Source organism: Streptomyces gelaticus (assembly GCF_014649535.1).
GTDB lineage: Bacteria > Actinomycetota > Actinomycetes > Streptomycetales > Streptomycetaceae > Streptomyces > Streptomyces gelaticus.
Genome location: NZ_BMTF01000001.1, coordinates 154,811 through 172,659, shown reverse-complemented (window position 1 = coordinate 172,659; position 17,849 = coordinate 154,811). Strand labels below are relative to the sequence as shown.

General features: G+C 72.7%; 14 protein-coding genes. 5 read left to right on the top strand and 9 right to left on the bottom strand.

Annotation, left to right across the window (positions count from 1 at the left end; translation table 11 throughout):
- Positions 1-2 precede the first annotated feature (2 nt).
- From IE107_RS00780 to IE107_RS00765, 4 genes are read left to right on the top strand one after another with little or no spacing between them, the layout of a single operon-like run.
- Complete coding sequence (locus IE107_RS00780; RefSeq protein ID WP_189539850.1) at positions 3-1,133, top strand: ATP-binding protein; 1,131 nt, start codon at positions 3-5, stop codon at positions 1,131-1,133.
- Positions 1,133-3,475: a DUF5682 family protein gene (locus IE107_RS00775; RefSeq protein ID WP_189539848.1), complete on the top strand. Its 2,343-nt coding sequence runs from the start codon at positions 1,133-1,135 to the stop codon at positions 3,473-3,475. Before IE107_RS00780 ends, IE107_RS00775 begins: the two co-directional genes overlap by 1 nt.
- Positions 3,472-4,665 (top strand): VWA domain-containing protein, encoded by a 1,194-nt coding sequence (locus IE107_RS00770; protein WP_189539846.1) that lies wholly within the window; start codon positions 3,472-3,474, stop codon positions 4,663-4,665. Before IE107_RS00775 ends, IE107_RS00770 begins: the two co-directional genes overlap by 4 nt.
- Positions 4,662-6,671 carry a YehQ family protein gene (locus tag IE107_RS00765; protein WP_189539844.1) on the top strand — a complete coding sequence of 670 codons (2,010 nt, stop codon included), beginning with the start codon at positions 4,662-4,664 and terminating at the stop codon, positions 6,669-6,671. Before IE107_RS00770 ends, IE107_RS00765 begins: the two co-directional genes overlap by 4 nt.
- Before the next feature lie 6 nt (positions 6,672-6,677).
- Here IE107_RS00765 and IE107_RS00760 read toward each other — a convergent pair whose 3' ends face one another.
- From IE107_RS00760 to IE107_RS00735, 6 genes are all read right to left on the bottom strand, one after another.
- Positions 6,678-8,024 (bottom strand): 6-phospho-beta-glucosidase, encoded by a 1,347-nt coding sequence (locus IE107_RS00760; protein ID WP_189539841.1) that lies wholly within the window; start codon positions 8,022-8,024, stop codon positions 6,678-6,680.
- A 155-nt stretch (positions 8,025-8,179) separates the two neighbouring features.
- Entirely contained in the window at positions 8,180-9,733 is a 1,554-nt protein-coding gene (locus tag IE107_RS00755; RefSeq protein WP_189539839.1) for a cytochrome P450, read from the bottom strand.
- A 69-nt stretch (positions 9,734-9,802) separates the two neighbouring features.
- Positions 9,803-10,417 (bottom strand): GTP-binding protein, encoded by a 615-nt coding sequence (locus tag IE107_RS00750; protein WP_189539837.1) that lies wholly within the window; start codon positions 10,415-10,417, stop codon positions 9,803-9,805.
- Positions 10,398-10,769, bottom strand: a complete 372-nt coding sequence (locus IE107_RS00745; RefSeq protein ID WP_189539835.1) for a DUF742 domain-containing protein — start codon at positions 10,767-10,769, stop codon at positions 10,398-10,400. Before IE107_RS00745 ends, IE107_RS00750 begins: the two co-directional genes overlap by 20 nt.
- The gene (locus IE107_RS00740) at positions 10,766-11,173 is read right to left on the bottom strand and encodes a roadblock/LC7 domain-containing protein (protein WP_189539833.1); all 408 of its coding nucleotides are present in this window, start codon (positions 11,171-11,173) and stop codon (positions 10,766-10,768) included. The genes IE107_RS00745 and IE107_RS00740 overlap by 4 nt, the downstream gene beginning before the upstream one ends.
- The gene (locus IE107_RS00735; protein WP_189539831.1) at positions 11,170-12,792 is read right to left on the bottom strand and encodes a sensor histidine kinase; all 1,623 of its coding nucleotides are present in this window, start codon (positions 12,790-12,792) and stop codon (positions 11,170-11,172) included. Before IE107_RS00735 ends, IE107_RS00740 begins: the two co-directional genes overlap by 4 nt.
- Before the next feature lie 442 nt (positions 12,793-13,234).
- Here IE107_RS00735 and IE107_RS00730 point away from each other — a divergent pair, with 442 nt between their 5' ends.
- Positions 13,235-14,059 (top strand): IclR family transcriptional regulator, encoded by an 825-nt coding sequence (locus IE107_RS00730; RefSeq protein ID WP_189539830.1) that lies wholly within the window; start codon positions 13,235-13,237, stop codon positions 14,057-14,059.
- Between the two features lie 57 nt (positions 14,060-14,116).
- Here IE107_RS00730 and thrS read toward each other — a convergent pair whose 3' ends face one another.
- The 3 genes from thrS to IE107_RS00715 form a co-directional block, all read right to left on the bottom strand.
- Complete coding sequence (gene thrS / locus IE107_RS00725) at positions 14,117-15,331, bottom strand: threonine--tRNA ligase (protein WP_189539829.1); 1,215 nt, start codon at positions 15,329-15,331, stop codon at positions 14,117-14,119.
- 219 nt (positions 15,332-15,550) lie between these two features.
- Positions 15,551-16,057, bottom strand: coding sequence for a MarR family winged helix-turn-helix transcriptional regulator (locus IE107_RS00720; RefSeq protein ID WP_189539828.1), 507 nt, complete (start codon positions 16,055-16,057; stop codon positions 15,551-15,553).
- Positions 16,054-17,673: an FUSC family protein gene (locus IE107_RS00715; RefSeq protein ID WP_189540557.1), complete on the bottom strand. Its 1,620-nt coding sequence runs from the start codon at positions 17,671-17,673 to the stop codon at positions 16,054-16,056. The genes IE107_RS00720 and IE107_RS00715 overlap by 4 nt, the downstream gene beginning before the upstream one ends.
- Positions 17,674-17,849 lie beyond the last annotated feature (176 nt).

Here is a 17,849-nt window from a genome sequence, read left to right as displayed (position 1 = left end):
CCATGAGGGACGAGATCCGTGCCGGGGCGCCGGACGGTGATGCGACACCGGTGCAGCGGCCCCCGGCCGAGGTGCGGTACGCCGAGGAGCTGGCCGCCCTGCGGGCGGACGACCGCGATCCGCGTCCGCCCGGTTGGGAGCTGAGCCTGCGTGCCGCGCGCCGGTTCGTCATCGGTGACGTGGAGACGGGCATCAGCCGGAAGTTCGTCGGCAACCCTTCGCTGGTGGACCGGGCTCTGGTGACGCTGGCGACGAGCCGCGGGCTGATGCTGGTCGGAGAGCCGGGCACCGCCAAGTCACTGCTGTCCGAGCTGATCGCGGCCGCGGTCAGCGGGGACTCGACGCTGACGGTGCAGGGCGGTGCGGCCACCACCGAGGACCAGATCAAGTACGGATGGAATTACGCGCTGCTGGTCGCCGAGGGGCCCTCCACCCGGTCGCTCGTGCCCGCCCCGATGCTGCGGGGCATGGCGGAGGGCAGGCTCGTCCGGTTCGAGGAGATCACCCGCTGTCCGCTGGAGGTGCAGGACTCGCTGCTGTCACTGCTCTCCGAGCGGGTGGTGGCCATCCCCGAGCTGACCGGCCCCGACGGCATGGTCTTCGCCCGTCAGGGCTTCAATGTCATCGCCACGGCCAATACCCGGGACCGGGGTGTCAACGAGATGAGCGCGGCCCTCAAGCGGCGTTTCAACTTCGAGACTGTCTTCCCGATCCCCGATCTGGACACCGAACTGGCGCTGGTGGAGGCCGAGGTGACGACTCTGCTGCGGCGCTCCGGAGTGGAGCCGCCGCCGGACCGGGATGTGCTGGAGGTCCTGGTCGGCACGTTCCGGGAGCTGCGTGCGGGGGCCGGTGAGAAGGGCGGTTCCGGTGCCGGCCCGGACCGTGCCTCGGCGGTGATGAGCACGGCGGAGGCCGTGTCCGTCGCCCATGCCGTGGGGGTGCGGGGCTGGTTCCTGCGCGGCGAGCCGGGCAGTGCCGCCGACGTGGTGGCCTGTCTGGCGGGCACGGCGGCGAAGGACAGCCCGGAGGACCTGGCCCGCTTGCGCCGTTATCTGGAGCAGCAGGTGCCGCACCGTCCCGGTCCGCACTGGAAGGCCCTGCACGACGCGCGCCATCTGCTGGCCGACTGATGCCCGCGGTTTTCCTGGGGGTGCGTCACCACTCCCCCGCCTGCGCACGGCTGGTGGAGCGGACCATCGACGAGCTCCGGCCCGCCCAGGTGCTGATCGAGGGTCCCGCCGAGATGAACGGCCGGCTGGACGAGCTGTTGCTCGGGCACGAGCTGCCTGTCGCGGTGTTCAGCCACTACCGCGACGGGGAGCGGGCGGCGACGTCCTGGGCCCCGCTGTGCGACTACTCGCCGGAGTGGGTCGCGCTGCGGGCGGGGCGGGCGGCCGGGGCGGAGGTCCGCTTCATCGATCTGCCGGCCTGGCATCCGGCCTTCGCCGAGCGCAGCAACCGCTACGCCGACGCGGAGGCGCGCTATGCCGAGGCGACGGAGCGGCTGTGCCGGCACTTCGCGGTGGACTCCTCCGACGCGCTGTGGGACCGCCTGTTCGAGGTCGAGCCGGACGAGGGTCTCGCCGAGCGGCTCGACGCATACTTCGCGCTGGTCCGGGGTGACGCGGAGGCCGACGCGGGCGACAGGGCGCGGGAGACGTACATGGCCGCGTGGGTGCGCGCGGCGGTGGAGTCCGCCGGGGACCGGCCGGTTCTGGTGGTCACCGGCGGCTTCCACCGGCCCGCGCTCCGCGCGCTCACCGAATCCGGTGGGCGGAGCGGCGCGGGCGGCTGGGAGCGGGGCGAGGACGGCTGGCCGCGGGTGCCCTCGCCGCCGGACGGCGCCCTGGCCGGGAGCTTCCTCGTGCCGTACTCCTTCCGGCAGTTGGACGCGTTCGCCGGGTACCAGTCGGGGATGCCGTCGCCCGAGTACTACCAGCAGGTGTGGGAGACGGGTCCCGAGGCAGCGGCGGACGGTTTGCTGCGGGCGGTCGTCGAGCGGCTGCGGGCACGGAGATTCCCTGTGTCCACGGCCGATCTGATCGCCGCCCGGAGCCTGGCCCAGGGGCTCACGGCGCTGCGCGGCCATCCGCGCCCCGCCAGGATCGACGTGCTGGACGGCCTGGCGGGCGCGCTGATCACGGACGACCTGGACCGCCCGCTGCCGTGGACGGGCCGGGGCACCATGACGGCGGGTGCCCATCCCGCGGTGGTCGAGATGGTCGCGGCCTGCGGCGGCGACCGCACCGGGCGGCTCCATCCCGCCACTCCGGCGCCGCCCCTGGTCCACGACGTCGCGGCGCAGCTCGCCGGGCTGGCGCTGGACGGCGGCCCCGAGGCCACGTACCGACTCGATCTCACGGACGCCGCCGGTCTGGAGCGCAGCCGGACGCTCCACCGGCTACGGGTGTTGGCGATCCCCGGCCATGTGCGGACCGCCGGTCCCGCCCACGGTGCGGACCCGGTGTTCACCGAACGCTGGGAGGCGCAGTCCGTCGCGGGGCGCGAGGCCGCGCTGGTGGAGGCGGGGGCGTACGGAGCCACTCTGGCCGAGGCGGCGGCTGTCGCGCTCGCCGAGCGGACGCGGACCGGCTCGGCCCAGGCCGATCACCTGGCAAAGGCGCTGTTCGACGCCGTGCTGTGCGGGATGGACGGCCTCTCGGACCAGTTGCTCGGCGAACTCACCGCCCGCGTACATGATCTGCCCACGCCCGGCCCCCTCGGGGAGGTGCTCGCCACGGCGCTCGGGCTGTGGCGGCACGACCGGGTGTTCGGCATGGCGCACGGTCCACTGCTCGGCACCGTGATCGAAGGGGCGACAGAACGGCTGCTGTGGCTCCTGGAGGGTGCACGCGGCTCGTCGGGGGTGGACTTCCCTCGTCTGCGGGCCGTGGTCGCGGCGCGTGACGCGGTGCTGCATGCACCGGAGTTGCTCTCCGTGACCCGGGAGACCGCGGCCGGTATCGCCCGGCGGATCGCCGGTGACCCCGAGGCGCCGATCGATCTGCGCGGGGCCGCGTTCGGCCTGCACCGCTCCATCGTGCGGGTCCCGGGCGCGGCCGGGGACCCGGCCGAGTCGGTGCGTACGGTGGCGAGAGCCGGTACGGACGCCCTCGGCGACTGGCTGGCCGGGCTGTTCGCGCTCGCCCGGGACGAGGTGACGGGCGCGGTGGTCAGCGACGACGGCGAGGGGGCCGACTCGCTGATCGATGTGCTGGACGGCCTGGTCTGCGCCCTGCCCGACGACGAGTTCCTGTCCGGGCTGCCCGCGCTGCGGCAGGCCTTCGCGTTCTTCCCGCCGCGCGAGCGGGACCGGATCGCCGGCCGCCTGCTGGAACGGCGCGGGGTGCGCGGCTCTTCGCGTTCCCTGCTGCGGACCACCGCGGACCCCCTGCTGATCGCCCGGGCCCGCGCCCTGGAGGAATCCGCCTCCCGACTGCTGGCCCGCTACGAACTGGAAGCCACCCCATGATCACGCCCGAACGAGCCCCCGGCCGGGCACCCGTGCCCGGAGAGGGCCCCGGCACGGTTCCCGACGCCGGCCTGGAGCGCTGGAGGCTGATCCTCGGCTCCGCCGCCCAGCGGCACACCGGGCCGCTGGGGCCGGGCAACGCCGGCCGCGACGCCGCCCTCGACTGGCTCTACGGCCGCGACCCCGACCTCGCCCGGCGGGGGGTGCGCCGTTCCGGCACCACCCCTCGGGAGGGCGGCGACGGCCCGTCCGCGGTGACCGCGATCGACTGGCTCGACGACATCCACCGGCTCTTCCCGAAGGAGACCATCGAGCGCCTGGAGCGCGATGCCGTCGAGAAGTACGGGATCCAGGAGATCGTCACCGACCCTGCGGTGCTGGAACGAGTCGAGCCCAGCCAGACCCTGCTGCGTGCCGTGCTGCGCACCAAGCATCTGATGAACCCGCAGGTGCTGCGGCTGGCCCGGCGCATCGTCGAGTCGGTGGTGAAACAGCTCATGGCCAGGCTCCGGCCGGAGATCCGCCGGGCCTTCCACGGCACCCGCTCCCGCAGGCCCAGCCGGGTCCCGCTCGCGAGGGACTTCGACTTCCGGCAGACCGTGAAGGCCAACCTGGCCCACTACCAGCCGGCCGAGCGGCGCCTGCTCATCGAGCGCGCCCACTTCCACTCCCGTACCCGTCGCCAGGTGACGCAGTGGCAGCTGATCCTGCTGGTCGACCAGTCGGGCTCGATGGCCGGATCGGTCATCCACTCCGCGGTGACCGCCGCGTGCCTGTGGGGCCTGCCCGGCCTCAAGACGCATCTGGTCGCCTTCGACACCCAGGTGGTGGACCTGACGGCCGACGTGACCGATCCGGTGGAGCTTCTGATGCGGGTCCAGCTGGGCGGCGGCACCAACATCGCACGGGCCGTGGAGTACGGCGCGGGCCTGGTGGAGAACCCCCGGCGCACGATCGTCGCGCTGATCACCGACTTCTACGAGGGCGGGGACCCCTACCGGCTGGTGCGGGCAGTGCGAGGGCTGGTGGAGCAGGGCTCCACCGTGCTGGGGCTGGCCGCACTCGACGAGGACGCCGAGCCGGACTACGACCGGCTGACGGCCGGGCAGCTCGCCTCGGCCGGGGCACACGTCGGGGCGATGACACCCGGCCGGCTCGCCGAGTTCGTCGCCGAGAGGCTGGGCCGATGACCGACCCGAGGGCCAGCGCCGCCGCGCGCCCCGATCTGCTCGCCCTCACTCCGGAGACGCTCGCCGCCCTGGCCAACCGCGGCCTGGTCAAACGCGCCACGAAGGAACTGGACGCAGGGACGGTGCCCGCTCTCACCACCGATCCGGACACCACGGTGCGCGCCCGGTTCGCCGACGGCACCACCACCGCGCTGCCACCCGGCACCGGCCTGGACGAGGGCGACTGCAGCTGCGCCGCACCGGGTGTGTGCCGCCACCTCATCGCCCTGGTGCTGGCCCATCAACGCGGCGCCGTCGCCGACCCGGAGAGCGCCCCCGCCACGTTCACCGACTGGTCCCCCGGCCGCACCGACGACGCGGCTCTGACCGAGGCCGTCGGCGCCCGCCCGGTCGCCGCGGCCCGACGGACCTTCGAGCGGGGTTACGCCGCCGTGGTGCACCGCCCCTCCCCCGGTCGTCCCGAGCCCCGGGTCGATCTCCCCACCTGTGCGGTGCGTTTCCCGGTCCCCGGCGAGATCGCGTACGCGCTGACGGACGCGACGGCCGCGCTGCGTGGCGAGGTGGTGGCGCTCGCGGTATGGGCGTTCCGGGCCGCCGACGCCACGGACACCGCGGAGCGTTCGGTATCCGTCCAGGTCGGTGGCCGCCCCACCGCACCGGCCACGTCCCTGCCCGCGCTCGACACGGCCGTGGGGCTGGTGGACGAGCTGCTGGCGGAGGGCGTGGCCCACGTCGGGCCGGTGCACGGCGCGGCCCTGGCGCGTGCCGGTGCGGCACTGACCGCCGCATCGATGCACTGGCCGGCTGGTGCGATCGCCGAGCTGACGGACCAGCTCACGGCGTACGCCGACCGCGATGCCCACTACCGCCCGGAGTCGGTCGCCGCCCTGCTCACCGAGGTGCACGCCCGGCGTCGGGCCGCCGCCCAGGCCGGCGTGCTCGGCACCCGCGAGGCCGGGGACACCCCGCTGCGCCGGGTCCGGCTCGTCTCGCTCGGCTGCCGCGTCCACGGCACCGCGCAGTCCCTGGTCTCCGAGGTGTACTTCGCCCATCCCGGCGCGGGCACCGTCCTCGTGCTGCGCAAGACCTGGACGGCCGCCGAGGGCAAGGAGCTCTCCGCGCACCAGCTGGCCCCCCGCCGTGTTCTCGGCACACCGCTGGGCTCGCTGGCCGCCGGAAGCCTGGTCAGCGAGAGCGTCCGGCGCACCCCGAGCCGCGCCCTGGCCGTCGCCCGGGGCAGGCTCGGCACGACGACCATCACCCCGGTCGGCGCCGCCTGGACGGAACTCCCCGACCCGTTGCTCGTACGGGATCTCACCGCCCTGACGGCGGGCTGGGACAGCAGGCCGCCCCGGCTGATCCGGCCGCGGGTCGAGGCGGAGACGGTCCATGTCGTCGCGATGTCGGAGGTGGAGAGCGTCGGGTACGACCCCGCCGAGCAGCGCCTCGAAGCCGTCGTGCGCGACGCGGCGGGGACCCGGGCGGTGGTGGCGTCGGAGTACCGGCCGGAGTGCCCCGGCGCGCTGGACGCCCTGGCCGACGCGCTGGAGGGCGGCGCCACACACATCAGCGGTTCGCTGCACCGGTGGGGCGGCGGGGTCCGGATCGATCCGCTCGCGGTGCTCACCCCGGCGGGGACGGTCCTGCCCGATCTCGCCGCCGGTGACGGCTCCACGGCACTGGCAGCGGTGGGGCGACGCCCGCTGGACCCGCTGACGGCGGCGCTGGACGAGGCGATATCCGCCATGTCGGCGGTACCGCACAGCGGGCTGCGTCATCTGAACGTCCCTGCCCGCGCCCGGATCGACGAAGCGGCGACCACGCTGTCCCGCACCGGCCTGAGCCGAGCCGCGACCCTGCTGCGCGCCTTCGTCGAGACCCTGGACGACGGGGCCGCGCCGAACGAGGAGGCCCTCGTCGCACGTTCCCGGGCCTGGCTGGGGGCCCAGCTCCACCTCCTGGTCAGCAGCGAACTCCGCTCCTGCGCAGCGGAGTCCGGTGCCTGAAGGGCCTCAGGGCCGGTTCAGATAGGCAAGGCCGGGATGGACCTTGACGTATCCGTCGAAGAGGCGGCCGGCCACGGTCACCGAGTCGACCAGCGGGTGCAGTGCGAAGGCCTTCACGGCGGCGGTCCGGGAGCCGCTGTCCGCCGCGTCCAGTACCGCGCGCTCGACGGCCTTGACCGCGGTGACCAGTCCGACGGCGTGGTGGGGAAGCGGGTCGGTGGCGACGGGACGGGCGCCGTTGGCGTCGACCAGGCACGGCACCTCGATCACCGCGTCCGCGTCGAGCACCGAAAGCGTGGTGCGGTTGCGGACGTTGAGGATGAGCGAGGTCCGTTCGTTGCGGGCGACGGCCCGCATGAGAGCGAGCGCCACCTGCTCGTAGCCGCCGGACTCCAGGTCGCTCTCCTCCCGCTCACCGACCCCGGCGACCTCCCTGTTCTCCGACATGTAGGTGGCTTCGCGCTCGGCGCGAGTGCGGTCCCAGGTGGACAGGGCGGGGGTGGCGGAGTCCTTCATCCGGGCGTAGAAGCCCTCCTGCTGCTCGCGGAGGAAGGCGCCGCGGGTCTGCCGGGCGTCCTGGTAGGCGCGTACCGCTTCCCGGTTGAAGTAGTAGTAGTGCAGGTATTCGTTGGGGACGGCGCCCAGCGACCGCAGCCAGTCGGTGCCGAAGAGCCTGCCCTCCTCGAAGGAACCGAGCAGTTCCGGGTCCGCGAGCAGCCTCGGGAGTTCGTCCCGGCCGTCGGCGTACAGCCCGCGGACCCAGCCCAGGTGGTTGAGCCCGACGTAGTCGATCCGGGCCCGGTCGGGGTCGACGCCGAGCACCCGGGCGATACGGCGGCCGAGGCCCACCGGGGAGTCGCAGATACCGATGACCCGGTCGCCCAGGTAGCGGGACATGGCCTCGGTGACCAGGCCGGCCGGGTTGGTGAAGTTGATGACCCAGGCCTCGGGGGCGAGCCGGGCGATGCGCTGCGCGAGGTCGACGGCGACGGGCACGGTGCGCAGGCCGTACGCGATGCCGCCGGCGCCGACCGTCTCCTGGCCGAGTACGCCCTCGTCGAGGGCCACCCGCTCGTCGGCCGCCCGGCCTTCGAGACCGCCGACGCGGATCGCCGAGAAGACGAAGTCGGCGCCGCGCAGTGCTTCGTCGAGTTCGGTGGTGGCGGTGACGGCGGGCGCGTCCGGTACACCGGCGGCCTGTTCGCCGAGCACCCGGGCCACGGCGGTGAGCCGGTCCGCGTCGGTGTCGTAGAGGGTGACCGCCGATACGCGGCCCTCGGCGTGATCGGCGAGCAGCGCCCCGTACACGAGTGGAACCCGGAATCCGCCGCCGCCCAGAATTGTCAGCTTCACGCTTGTGCATGGTACGGGGGCGGGGCCCGTCCGGGGCCGAGCGGCCCCGGACGGCCGCGCCCGCCGAACGCGCCCGGCCCGGCAGCCGCGGACGTGGGGGTCCGTGGCCGCCGGGCCGGGTGCCGGTCCTGTCTCCGGCCGAGGTGCGGGTCGGGTCAGTTGCCGCTCCACCAGCGCGAAACGGCGCGCCACAGCCGCGCGGGCGCGGATTCACCGCGCTGCTGCGGGATCCGGCCGACCGCGGTCGGCACGGAGGCCGTGCCCTCGGGTTCGTCGACGGCCGTGGTCATTGCCGTCGTACCCAGGGGCGCGGCGGCCGGGGCGCGCCCGGGGGTGGGTGCGGTGTGCCGGACCGCCGACTGCACCTCCCAGTCCTGGCGCGGCGGGTTGGGCCTCCCCATGGACGGCGGTTCCTTGTCGTCCTGCGGGGCACGGGCGGCGAAGTCCGCCGGGAGCTCCACCAGGTGCCGGCCCATGATGTTCCCGATCCAGCTCAGCTCGCTCTCCTCGACGGCGAGTTCGAGGTCGGGCAGTCGCATCAGCAAGGCGTCGACACCGACGTCCGCGATGGCGCGTCCGATGTCCTGGCCGGGGCATTCGTGGGGGCCGCCGCTGAATGCCAGATGGGCGCGGTTGCCCGCCATGTCGGCGGTCGGATCGGGCCGGACCAGCGGGTCGGTGTTGGCCGGTGCGATGCCGACGATCAAGGCGTCGCCGGCCTTGATCTGCTTGCCGCCGAGCTCGGTGTCGCCGACCGCCCAGCGGCCGAAGACCGCGGTGAACGGCGGCTCGTCCCACAGCGTCTGCTCGACTGCTTCGGGCACCGTCATGTGCCCGCCGCTGAGCCTGGCCCGGAAGCGCGGGTCGGTGAGCACCATGCGCAGGACGTTGGCGATCAGGTTGGCGGTCGCCTCGTAGGAGGCGATGAGGATCAGCCTCAGGTGTTCGCTGACCTCCTGGTCGTTCATCCGCGCGGGGTGCTCGACGAGCCAGGTGGCGAAGTCGTCCGCGGGTTCGCGGCGGCGGCGCTGGACGAGCCGGGTCAGGGCCTGAAGGACGTAGGCGTTGCTCGCGACGGCGGTGGCCGTGCCCCGGGTCATGTCGCGAGCGGCCTGGACCATCCGGTCGTTGTACTCCTCGGGCATGCCGAGGATCGCGCACATCACCATCATCGGCAGCCGTTCGGCGAACTGGCTGACCAGGTCGACGCGGCCCTCCTGGCAGAATTCGTTGACCAACCGGTTGCTGTAGCGGTTGACGTGCCGGCGGACGCCGCGGGTGTCGATGCGGGCCATGCTGTCGGTGACCGCGCCGCGCTGGCGCTCATGGGTGGCACCGTCGGCGAAGACGCAGATCGGCTGCCAGGTGAAGATCGGGGCGAGCGGGTGGTCAGGGGCGACGCTGCCGTCCTGCAGGGCCCGCCACCGCCGGGAGTCGCGGGAGAACTGCGAGGGCGTACGGGTCAGGTGCAGGTTCTCGCTGTGCCCGAGTACCAGCCAGGCGGGCACGTCCCCGTGGAGCAGCACGGGGGCCACGGTGCCGTGTTCGGCGCGCAGCTTGTCGTAGAGCCCGTGGGGGTCCCGCTCGGCCTCCGGGCCGTAGAACCGGCGCAGTCCGCCGGGGCCGATGCCGAGGCCATGGGCCGGGCATTCGGGGGGCGGAACCGGCCCCCGGGCCGCTCCGGGCTCGTAGTGGAATGGGGTTGTCACGATCGCTCCAGGGATCAGGCTTCCAGGTACCGGACTGATGGGGATGCGCGCGGGGGGTTGGTACTGCGGTCAGGCGAGCGGGAGAGCCAGACTGTGCAGATAGCGCATCAGGGTCATCAGCACGTCGCGGCTGGAGCCGCGCAGTCGGGCGTCGCAGTCGATCATCGGGACCTCCTCGGGGAGGTCCAGGGCGCTCCGCAGCGCCTCGACGGGGTGTTTCGGGGCGTCGGGGAAGGTGTTGATGGCGACGACGAACGGCACGCCGCGCTCCTCCAGTCTCCCGATGACGTCGAAGCTGACTTCGAGACGCCGGGTGTCGACGAGGACCACCGCACCGAGGGCACCTTCGAACAGGCCGTTCCACAGGAACCAGAACCGTTCCTGGCCCGGGGTGCCGAACAGATAGAGGATCAGCTCCTCGCTGATGGAGATCCGGCCGAAGTCCATGGCGACGGTGGTGGCGGTCTTGCTCTCCACCCCGTAGTTGTCGTCCACGCCGACACCGGCCTGGGTCATGGTCTCCTCGGTGGTCAGCGGCCGGATCTCGCTGACGGAACCGACCATGGTCGTCTTGCCGACCCCGAACCCGCCGACGATCACGACCTTCACCGCGGCAGTCGCCGTGGTGGGAAGGACGTCCTCGCGCCGGGGGCCGGTGATCGTGTCAGAGCTTCTGAAGTCCATGCATCACCGCTTCGAGAAGGGACCTGTCCGGGAGAGTGGCGCGGACGATGGGCGCGCGCGATTCGATGAGTCCGGCAGCGAGGAGTTCGGTGAGCAGCGAGGTCACCACGCTGAAGGGCAGACCGAGGTATGCCGAGATCTCGGCGACGGATAACGGCGCTTGGCAGAGCCGCAGGATCACGGCCTGCTCGGGCTGGACCGTCGGCGTCGGCTGTGCCTGCGCGACGATCATCGTGACCAGGTCGAGCTGTGCCCGCTCGCTGCCGTCGGGATCGCCGGTGATCACGTACAGCCGTTCCGGATCGCTCAGTGCCGGATCGGCCGTTCGGCGTTCTCGTCGGGGAGAGTTCATCCGGTCTGCCCGTCGTGGCGCGGCGGACTCGTCAGGTGGGCACCGATCCTGACGACCATGTCGCGCATCCGCGATCCGACCAGTCCCGCGTCGACCGTTTCGCCGGCGAGGACCGCGAGGTACGCGCCGGTTCCGGCGGCCATCAAGTAGAAGAAGCCGCCGGTGACTTCAATGACGACCAGTCGCATGACGCCGTCGCTGTACGGGATTTCGGAGGCGACGGCGGCGGCCAGGCTCTGCAGCCCGGCGCAGGCCGCCGCGAGGCGGTCGGCGACATCGGGGTCGCCGCCGTGCCGGGCGATGCGCAGACCGTCGGCGGAGAGCACCACGATCTGGTGGATGTCCGGTACGTCGTCGGCCAGTTCCTTGAGCATCCAGTCCATGTTTCCCCGCTGCTGGATCACTTCAGGTCTCCCTTGTCCCACGCATCGTCAGAGTCTTCGTCGGTCTTCGGGTCCTGCGGCACGCCGTTGACCGCGTTGGTGAAGGCCTCCAGCCAGAGTCCGGGGGGCTGCTCCTTGCCGCCGGGCCCGCCGGGTCCGTGGCCGTTGGCGTGGCCGTTGGCGTAGCCGTTGCGCTGGCCCGCGGTGGGGTCGGCGGGCTGGGCCGGGAGGTTGTGCGAGCCTAGGGGCGCCCGGCCGCGGCTGCGCCGCTGCGGGAGCCCGCCCGCGGTCCACTCGGTCACCACGGGGACGTCGTCCTCCATGGCGGCCGCGGGCACGACCGGCCGGGTGGCGGGCGCGACCGGCCCGGTGGCGGGTCGCTGGGCCACGGGGGTGCGCGGCTTGCGGCGGGCCGGCACGACGTGCTTCATGGCCTCTTGGTCGATGTCGCTGGTGGGCCTCGACGTGGCACCGATGCCGTGGGCGATACCGGGAGCGGGTCCGGTGGTGATCATGGCGCGGGGCACGATGAGCACGGCGCGGACACCGCCGTACGCGGACTGCCGCAGCGAGACCTGGAGGTCGTACATGCGCGCGAGCCGGCCGACGACGGCCATGCCGAGGCGCGGGGACTCGCCGAGGTCGTTCATGTTGGAGCCGGCCTGGGCCCTGGCGAGCATGTTCTCGGCCCGTGCGCGGGCCTCCTCGCTGAGCGAGACGCCGCCGTCCTCGATCTCGATGGCGATGCCGGTCTGCACCTCGACGGCGGTGACGTGCACCCGCGTCTGCGGGGGCGAGTAGCGGGTGGCGTTGTCGAGGAGCTCGGCGCAGGCGTGGATGAGCGGTTCGACGGCCGTGCCGATGATGGCGACCTTGGCGATCGAGTGCAGATCGACGCGGGGGTACTCCAGGATGCGCGACATGGCGCCGCGCAGCACGCTGAACAGCGGGACGGGCTTGGGCCACTGACGGCTGGGCCGGGCGCCGCCGAGTACCGCGATGGAGTCGGCGAGGCGGCCGATCAGCGCGGTGCCGTGGTCGATGCGGAGCAGGTCGTCGAAGACGTCGGGGTTGCGCCCGTGGTGCTCCTCCATCTCGCGCAGTTCGCTCGCCTGGCGGTGGACGATCGCCTGGACGCGCCGGGCGACGTTGACGAAGGCGCGCTGCGCGGAGTCACGCATCGCCTCTTCGTTGTCAATGATGTTCAGCACCGTGTAGACGAGGGTGCGCTGGGCGTCGGGAAGCTCGCGGTACATCTCGTCGGCGTCGACGACGTCACGGAGCACCTCTTCGGGCGAATTGCCCACGCGCAGCCGGTGGATGGCGGCCGGCAGGAGCTCCTTGCTGAGCCGGACGGTCTCGTCGTCGTGGGTGGCGATGCGCCGCTCCAGGTCGGCGAAGCGCCGTTCGTACACCGCGCGCTGGCTGCGCAGATCGCGCGCCCGGCGGGCGAGTTGGACGCTCAGCGCGACGACCGCGACCGTGGCGACGGCGCCGCACCATACGACTGGTATCCGCGCGGCCGCGGAAACCACTGCTGCCGCGGCGGCAGTGGCGCCGCCCATCAGGAGCACGGGCAGCAACACGGCACGAGCGACGGAGGTTTCTCGGTCGATCGGCGGTGATTCAACACGAACCATCTAGGACCTCTGGCGTTGATTCGGGAGGTATGCACGCTTGCAGGGCAGTCGGGAGCAAGCGCTCGAATTCATATCAACTCGACTTCACTGCGCGTGAGCTTAGTCAGATCGAATCAGTGCTTCGGCACATTCACCCAACCCCCTGCGCGAGCGCTCCGGCGGTAATACACTCACGAGTTTTTGCACGCACCGCCGTCACGCGTGCACAAGCAGTGACACTCAGCACGATCCGGCAGCGAAAGGGGACGTCCGTACCGGGGAACGGGATGACAGCCGGATCAATCGCGGGCCGATCGCGGCACCCGTTCAGACCATCCCGCCGATCACGTACGGTGGTTACGAAGGTGACACGGCGCGATCCGACCAGGTCGGCCATTCCGACTTGCTCCGCAGAACGGGACAGTCGCACACGCGATCGAACCAGACCGAAAGGAGCGCATTCATGTCGGATGGGCGAGTGGAAGACCCGGTCGCCGGACTGACTTCGGCAGCGAAAGGGAGCGGACACCCCTCGGGGCCGAACCGGAACTACACCATCGAGTCGCTGGACACCGGGCTCCGGCTGATGCGCCTCTTCCTCACCCATGACACGCTCACCGTCTCCGAGGCGGCCGGGCTGCTCTCCGTGGGCCGGTCCACGGCCCACCGGGTGCTCAGCACCCTGGAGGGACGCGGCTTCGCGATCCGGGGCTCCTCCGGCCGCGGCTACTCGGCCGGTCCGGAGCTGGTCCGGCTCGGCCGCCCGGCGGGATTCGGCACGGCCGTCCGCGAACGACTGGGAGCGGTACTGGAGGACGCGCTGCGGCGCACCGGCGAGACGGTACAGAGCACGGCACTGATCGGCGACCGGATCATCGTCACCGACGGCCGCGAGTGCCCGCATCCGGTGCGGGTGATGCCGGAAGTCGGCGGCACGCGCCCCGCCCACGGCACGTCTGGCGGCAAGGTGCTGCTCTCCCGGATGACGACGGAACAGGTCTGCGCCCTCTACCCGTACGAGAAGCTGCCCGCGGTCACGCCGACCACCCTCACCTCGCGCTCCGCGCTGCTCACGGAGCTGGCGGAGATCCGCGTCCGTGGATTCGCGGTGAGCCGCGGGGAGTCGGTCCGGGGCATGCACACGGTGGCCGTACCACTGGCGGGTACGAGCTGGCGCGACCGGCTCGCGCTTGTGGCCTCGGCACCCGCAGACCGCGGCGACGACGCGGCTCTCGCCCGCCGCGCCGGGGAACTACGCCTGTCCGCCGCACTGTTGGGCCCGGCCTGAACGATCACCCCGCGGGAGGCGGCAGCGGGCCCGGGTCCGCCGCCGCCTTTCGCGTCCCTACGCCCGGAGTTCGATGCTGCGCGCCTCCACCAGGGCGGCGATCCGGGCGAGAACCTCGTCCGCGGGCCGTGGATCGAGCCGGGTTCCGTCGCGCAGGCGCAGCGCCACCAGCCCTTCGGCCGCTTCCCTGGCCCCGATGACCACCTGACCGGGCACCAGGCGGGCTTCCCGGACACGGGCACCCAGGGACCCGCGTTCCGGTCCGGCGATCCCGGCCCGCAGACCCAGGCCGGCACACCGCCGGGCGAACACCTCGGCCTCGGGCAGTTCGGCACCGGAGACCGGGAGGATCACCAGCTGGGTGGGGGCGAGCCAGGCGGGAAAGGCCCCGCCGTGTGCCTCGATCAGATGGGCGACGGCCCGCTCCACGCTGCCGATGATGCTGCGATGGACCATGACCGGCCGGTGTTTCGCTCCGTCGGCGCCGATGTAGTGCAGGCCGAACCGGACCGGCTGGTGGAAGTCGATCTGGACGGTGGACAGGGTGGACTCCCGCCCCGCCCCGTCGGCGACCTGGACATCGATCTTGGGACCGTAGAACGCGGCCTCTCCCCCGGCCGCCTCGTAGGGCACTCCCGAACGGTCCAGTACTTCGGTCAGCACAGCGGTGGACCGCTGCCACATCCCGGGGTCGTCGACGTACTTGCCGCCCGGCCCCGGGAGGGAGAGCCGGTAGCGGGCCGCGCCGATGCCCAGTGCCCGGTACGCCGCGCCGATCAGCTCCAGCGCGGCCCGCGCCTCCTCGGCGACTTGGTCAGGGGTGCAGAAGATGTGCGCGTCGTTCAGCTGGATGGAACGCACCCGGGTCAGTCCGCCGAGTACTCCGGAGAGCTCGGAGCGGTACATGCCGCCCAGTTCGGCCATGCGCAGCGGCAGTTCGCGGTAGCTGTGCGAGCGGGAACGGTAGATGACCGCGTGGTGCGGACACAGGCTGGGCCGCAGCACCATCTGCTCCCCACCCAGGTCCATCGGCGGGAACATGTCGTCGCTGTAGTGCGACCAATGCCCGGAGATCTCGTACAGCTCCCGCTTGCCGAGCACCGGCGAGTACACGTGCCGGTAGCCCGCCCGCTGTTCGGCGGTGCGGATGTACTCCTCCAGGGCATGGCGCACGGCGGCGCCGTCGGGCAGCCAGTAGGGCAGTCCCGCGCCGATCAGCGGGTCGGTGTCGAACAGGTCCAGCTCGCGGCCGAGCTTGCGGTGGTCGTGCATGGCGGTCTCCTCGCGGTGGTCGGGCGGGTGACCGCAAGGCGAAGCCCCGGGGCACTCGCCCCGGGGCTTCTCACTGCACAGCTGTCAGCGCGCCGGGACACTCTCCGGCGTCGTCGTCATGGCAGCGCGCTTCATGCGGGGGACGCTAGCAGCGGCGCACCGGCGTCCGCGCGGCATTTTCCACGCGCCGCCGGAACGGCCCCACACACCCGTCCCGGTTCAGCGCGGGCCACCGCCGATCCGCCCCTCCAACTGCACCAGCAACTCACTGAGCTGGGCGCTGAGCCGGGTGCGGGACTGTTCGTCGAGGCCGGAGAGCACCGTGCGTTCGTACGCGAGCTGCCGGGGAAGCAGCATGTCCACCAGTTCGCGGCCCTGCTCGGTGAGGCGGATGTGGTTGACGCGCCGGTCGCGGTCGTCGCCGCGACGGTCGACGAGACCGCGCTCCTGGAGGACCCGCAGGCGCTTGGTGACCGCGGCGCCGGACGAGAAGGTCTCCCTGGCCAGTTCACCGGGGGTGAGTTCGCGGTCGGTACGGCGTACGGCTCCGAGCAGGTCGAACTCGGCGCGGGTCAGGCCGGCGGCGCGCAGCGGGGCGTCCTCCGCCTGCTGGAGCAGGGCCGCGCAGCGGTTGATGCGGCCGATGAGTTCCATCGGCCCGGTGTCCAGCTCCGGGTTGACGGCCTGCCACTGCCGTACCACCGAGGCGACGATGTCGTCGGTCACACCGCTCCGTTCTCCGGGGCGCGGGCGATCGACCCCCGCCGTGTTGCTGTCGCGGCGAGCGTACGGTGTCCGGCCTGCTCGGCGGCGAGGACCTGCTCCCGGGGCAGGGCGCGCTGCCACCATTCGCCCGCCGCGGTGTCGTCCGCCTCGCGCAGTTCGACGAGCGATCCGGTCAGCCTGCGGTGGGCGTCGTCGAGCGCGGCGGGCGTGGACTGCGGGGCGGCCAGCGTGTGTACGGCGTGGGCTCGGGCCAGGTCGGTGGCGGCCAGGGCCTTCTCCAGGCGCCCGGCGGCCCGGCGGTTGGTCACCAACATGGCGGCGAGCAGGCCCGCCCCGGCGCCGATGAAGGTGTCCAGGACCCGGTCGCCGATGAGTTCACCCGCCGGGTGGGTGTCGGCGAACTCCAGGACCAGCAGCGCCATCGGGGTGACGGCGACGGAGCCGAGCCAGTAGTTGCGGGTGATCAGGGCCTCGGCCGCGAAGCCGAAGAACAGGCAGCAGCCGATGAGGGCCAGTGGTCCGGTGCGGCTGGCCGGGAGGACGGCGGCGAAGACGAGGACGCCGAGCAGATTACCGAGGGTGCGCTGGAGGGCCCGGTTCCAGGACAGGGTGACATTCGCCTGGTACAAGGAGGCAGCGGTGACGATCGCCCAGTAGGGACGGCCGACGCCGACCGCCTGGGAGACGTACCCGGCCAGGGCGCAGCCGACGAGCGCGCGGGCGCCGATGGGCAGCAGCGGGGAGCCCGGGGCGAGGCTGCGCAGCAGGGCGCGGCGGGCGTCGCGACGGCTTCCGCCGGACCGGGCGGCCCGTTCGGCGTCGATGCCGAACAGTTCCTGGGCTGTGCCGGGAGCGGCCGGCGGGGTGGGGACGGGGCCGCGTGCGCGGGTCTGCCGGGCCCAGGCGCGGAGCCGGTCGGGGCCGGGCGCGGGGTCGAGCGGGGAGGTACCGGGGGCGGCTCCGGCGAGGGCGGCCTCGGCGTGCACCACGAGGCGTTCGAGAGCCCGGCGTACGGGCGTGGGGCGTCCGGCGGCGAGCAGGGTCTGCCAGGCCCCGTGCACGGCGGTGGCCGCGGCGTGCCGGGTGCGAGGGCCGGGGTCGGCGAGATACGCCGCGGCGGCGTCGAGGGCGCGGGCCGTCGCCCGGCGCTCCGGGCCCTCCCGGCGCAGGAGTGCGGGGCACGCCGTGACCAGCCAGGCGATGACGCCCGCGGCCAGGGTCAGCGCGAGATGGCCGGGCACCTGGCCGAGGCGCTGCGGTGCGAAGAGTGCGGCGGAGGTGACGAAGGTGAAGATCACCGGTCCGGGCGGTCCGATGCGGGTGGCGTCGCAGAGCGTCTTCTGCCCCGCCGCGAGCAGGGCCCCCACCGCGATCAGCACGGCGGTCGATCCGGTGAGCGAGGCAGCGACCAGGGATATCGCCATGCCGACGACCATGGCGACGACGACTCCGGCGACGGCCCTGGCACGGCGGGCGTACGGCAGGTTGTGGCCGTACAGCGCGCAGAGCGAACCGGCCATCGTGTACATCACGAGGTCGAGCCGGTCGATGGCGAACAGCACCAGATCGGGTACGGCGGTGGCGACGACCACGCTCAGTGCCGGTTTGAACCACATGTCCGAGGGCCGGGCCAGACGCAGTGGGGCTGCCAGCGGGAGTCTGCGGACGGCGGGCTGCCGGGACCAGGTAGTTGCATCACTCACTCAAATACTTTAGCAGGTATTACACCCGTAAAACAGTTTCCCCGATGGCCGCATCCGGCACGAGGTCATAGCGTTTCGAGTACGCAAGG

Excerpts from the sequence above, each read along its gene's own strand:
- IE107_RS00780 (WP_189539850.1), top strand. The coding sequence starts at position 3 with ATGAGGGACGAGATCCGTGCCGGGGCGCCGGACGGTGATGCGACACCG.
- IE107_RS00745 (WP_189539835.1), bottom strand. The coding sequence starts at position 10,769 with ATGAACTCTCCCCGACGAGAACGCCGAACGGCCGATCCGGCACTGAGC.
- thrS (WP_189539829.1), bottom strand. The coding sequence starts at position 15,331 with ATGCACGACCACCGCAAGCTCGGCCGCGAGCTGGACCTGTTCGACACC.
- IE107_RS00775 (WP_189539848.1), top strand. The coding sequence starts at position 1,133 with ATGCCCGCGGTTTTCCTGGGGGTGCGTCACCACTCCCCCGCCTGCGCA.
- IE107_RS00730 (WP_189539830.1), top strand. The coding sequence starts at position 13,235 with ATGTCGGATGGGCGAGTGGAAGACCCGGTCGCCGGACTGACTTCGGCA.
- IE107_RS00770 (WP_189539846.1), top strand. The coding sequence starts at position 3,472 with ATGATCACGCCCGAACGAGCCCCCGGCCGGGCACCCGTGCCCGGAGAG.
- IE107_RS00735 (WP_189539831.1), bottom strand. The coding sequence starts at position 12,792 with ATGGTTCGTGTTGAATCACCGCCGATCGACCGAGAAACCTCCGTCGCT.
- IE107_RS00715 (WP_189540557.1), bottom strand. The coding sequence starts at position 17,673 with ATGTGGTTCAAACCGGCACTGAGCGTGGTCGTCGCCACCGCCGTACCC.
- IE107_RS00765 (WP_189539844.1), top strand. The coding sequence starts at position 4,662 with ATGACCGACCCGAGGGCCAGCGCCGCCGCGCGCCCCGATCTGCTCGCC.
- IE107_RS00750 (WP_189539837.1), bottom strand. The coding sequence starts at position 10,417 with ATGGACTTCAGAAGCTCTGACACGATCACCGGCCCCCGGCGCGAGGAC.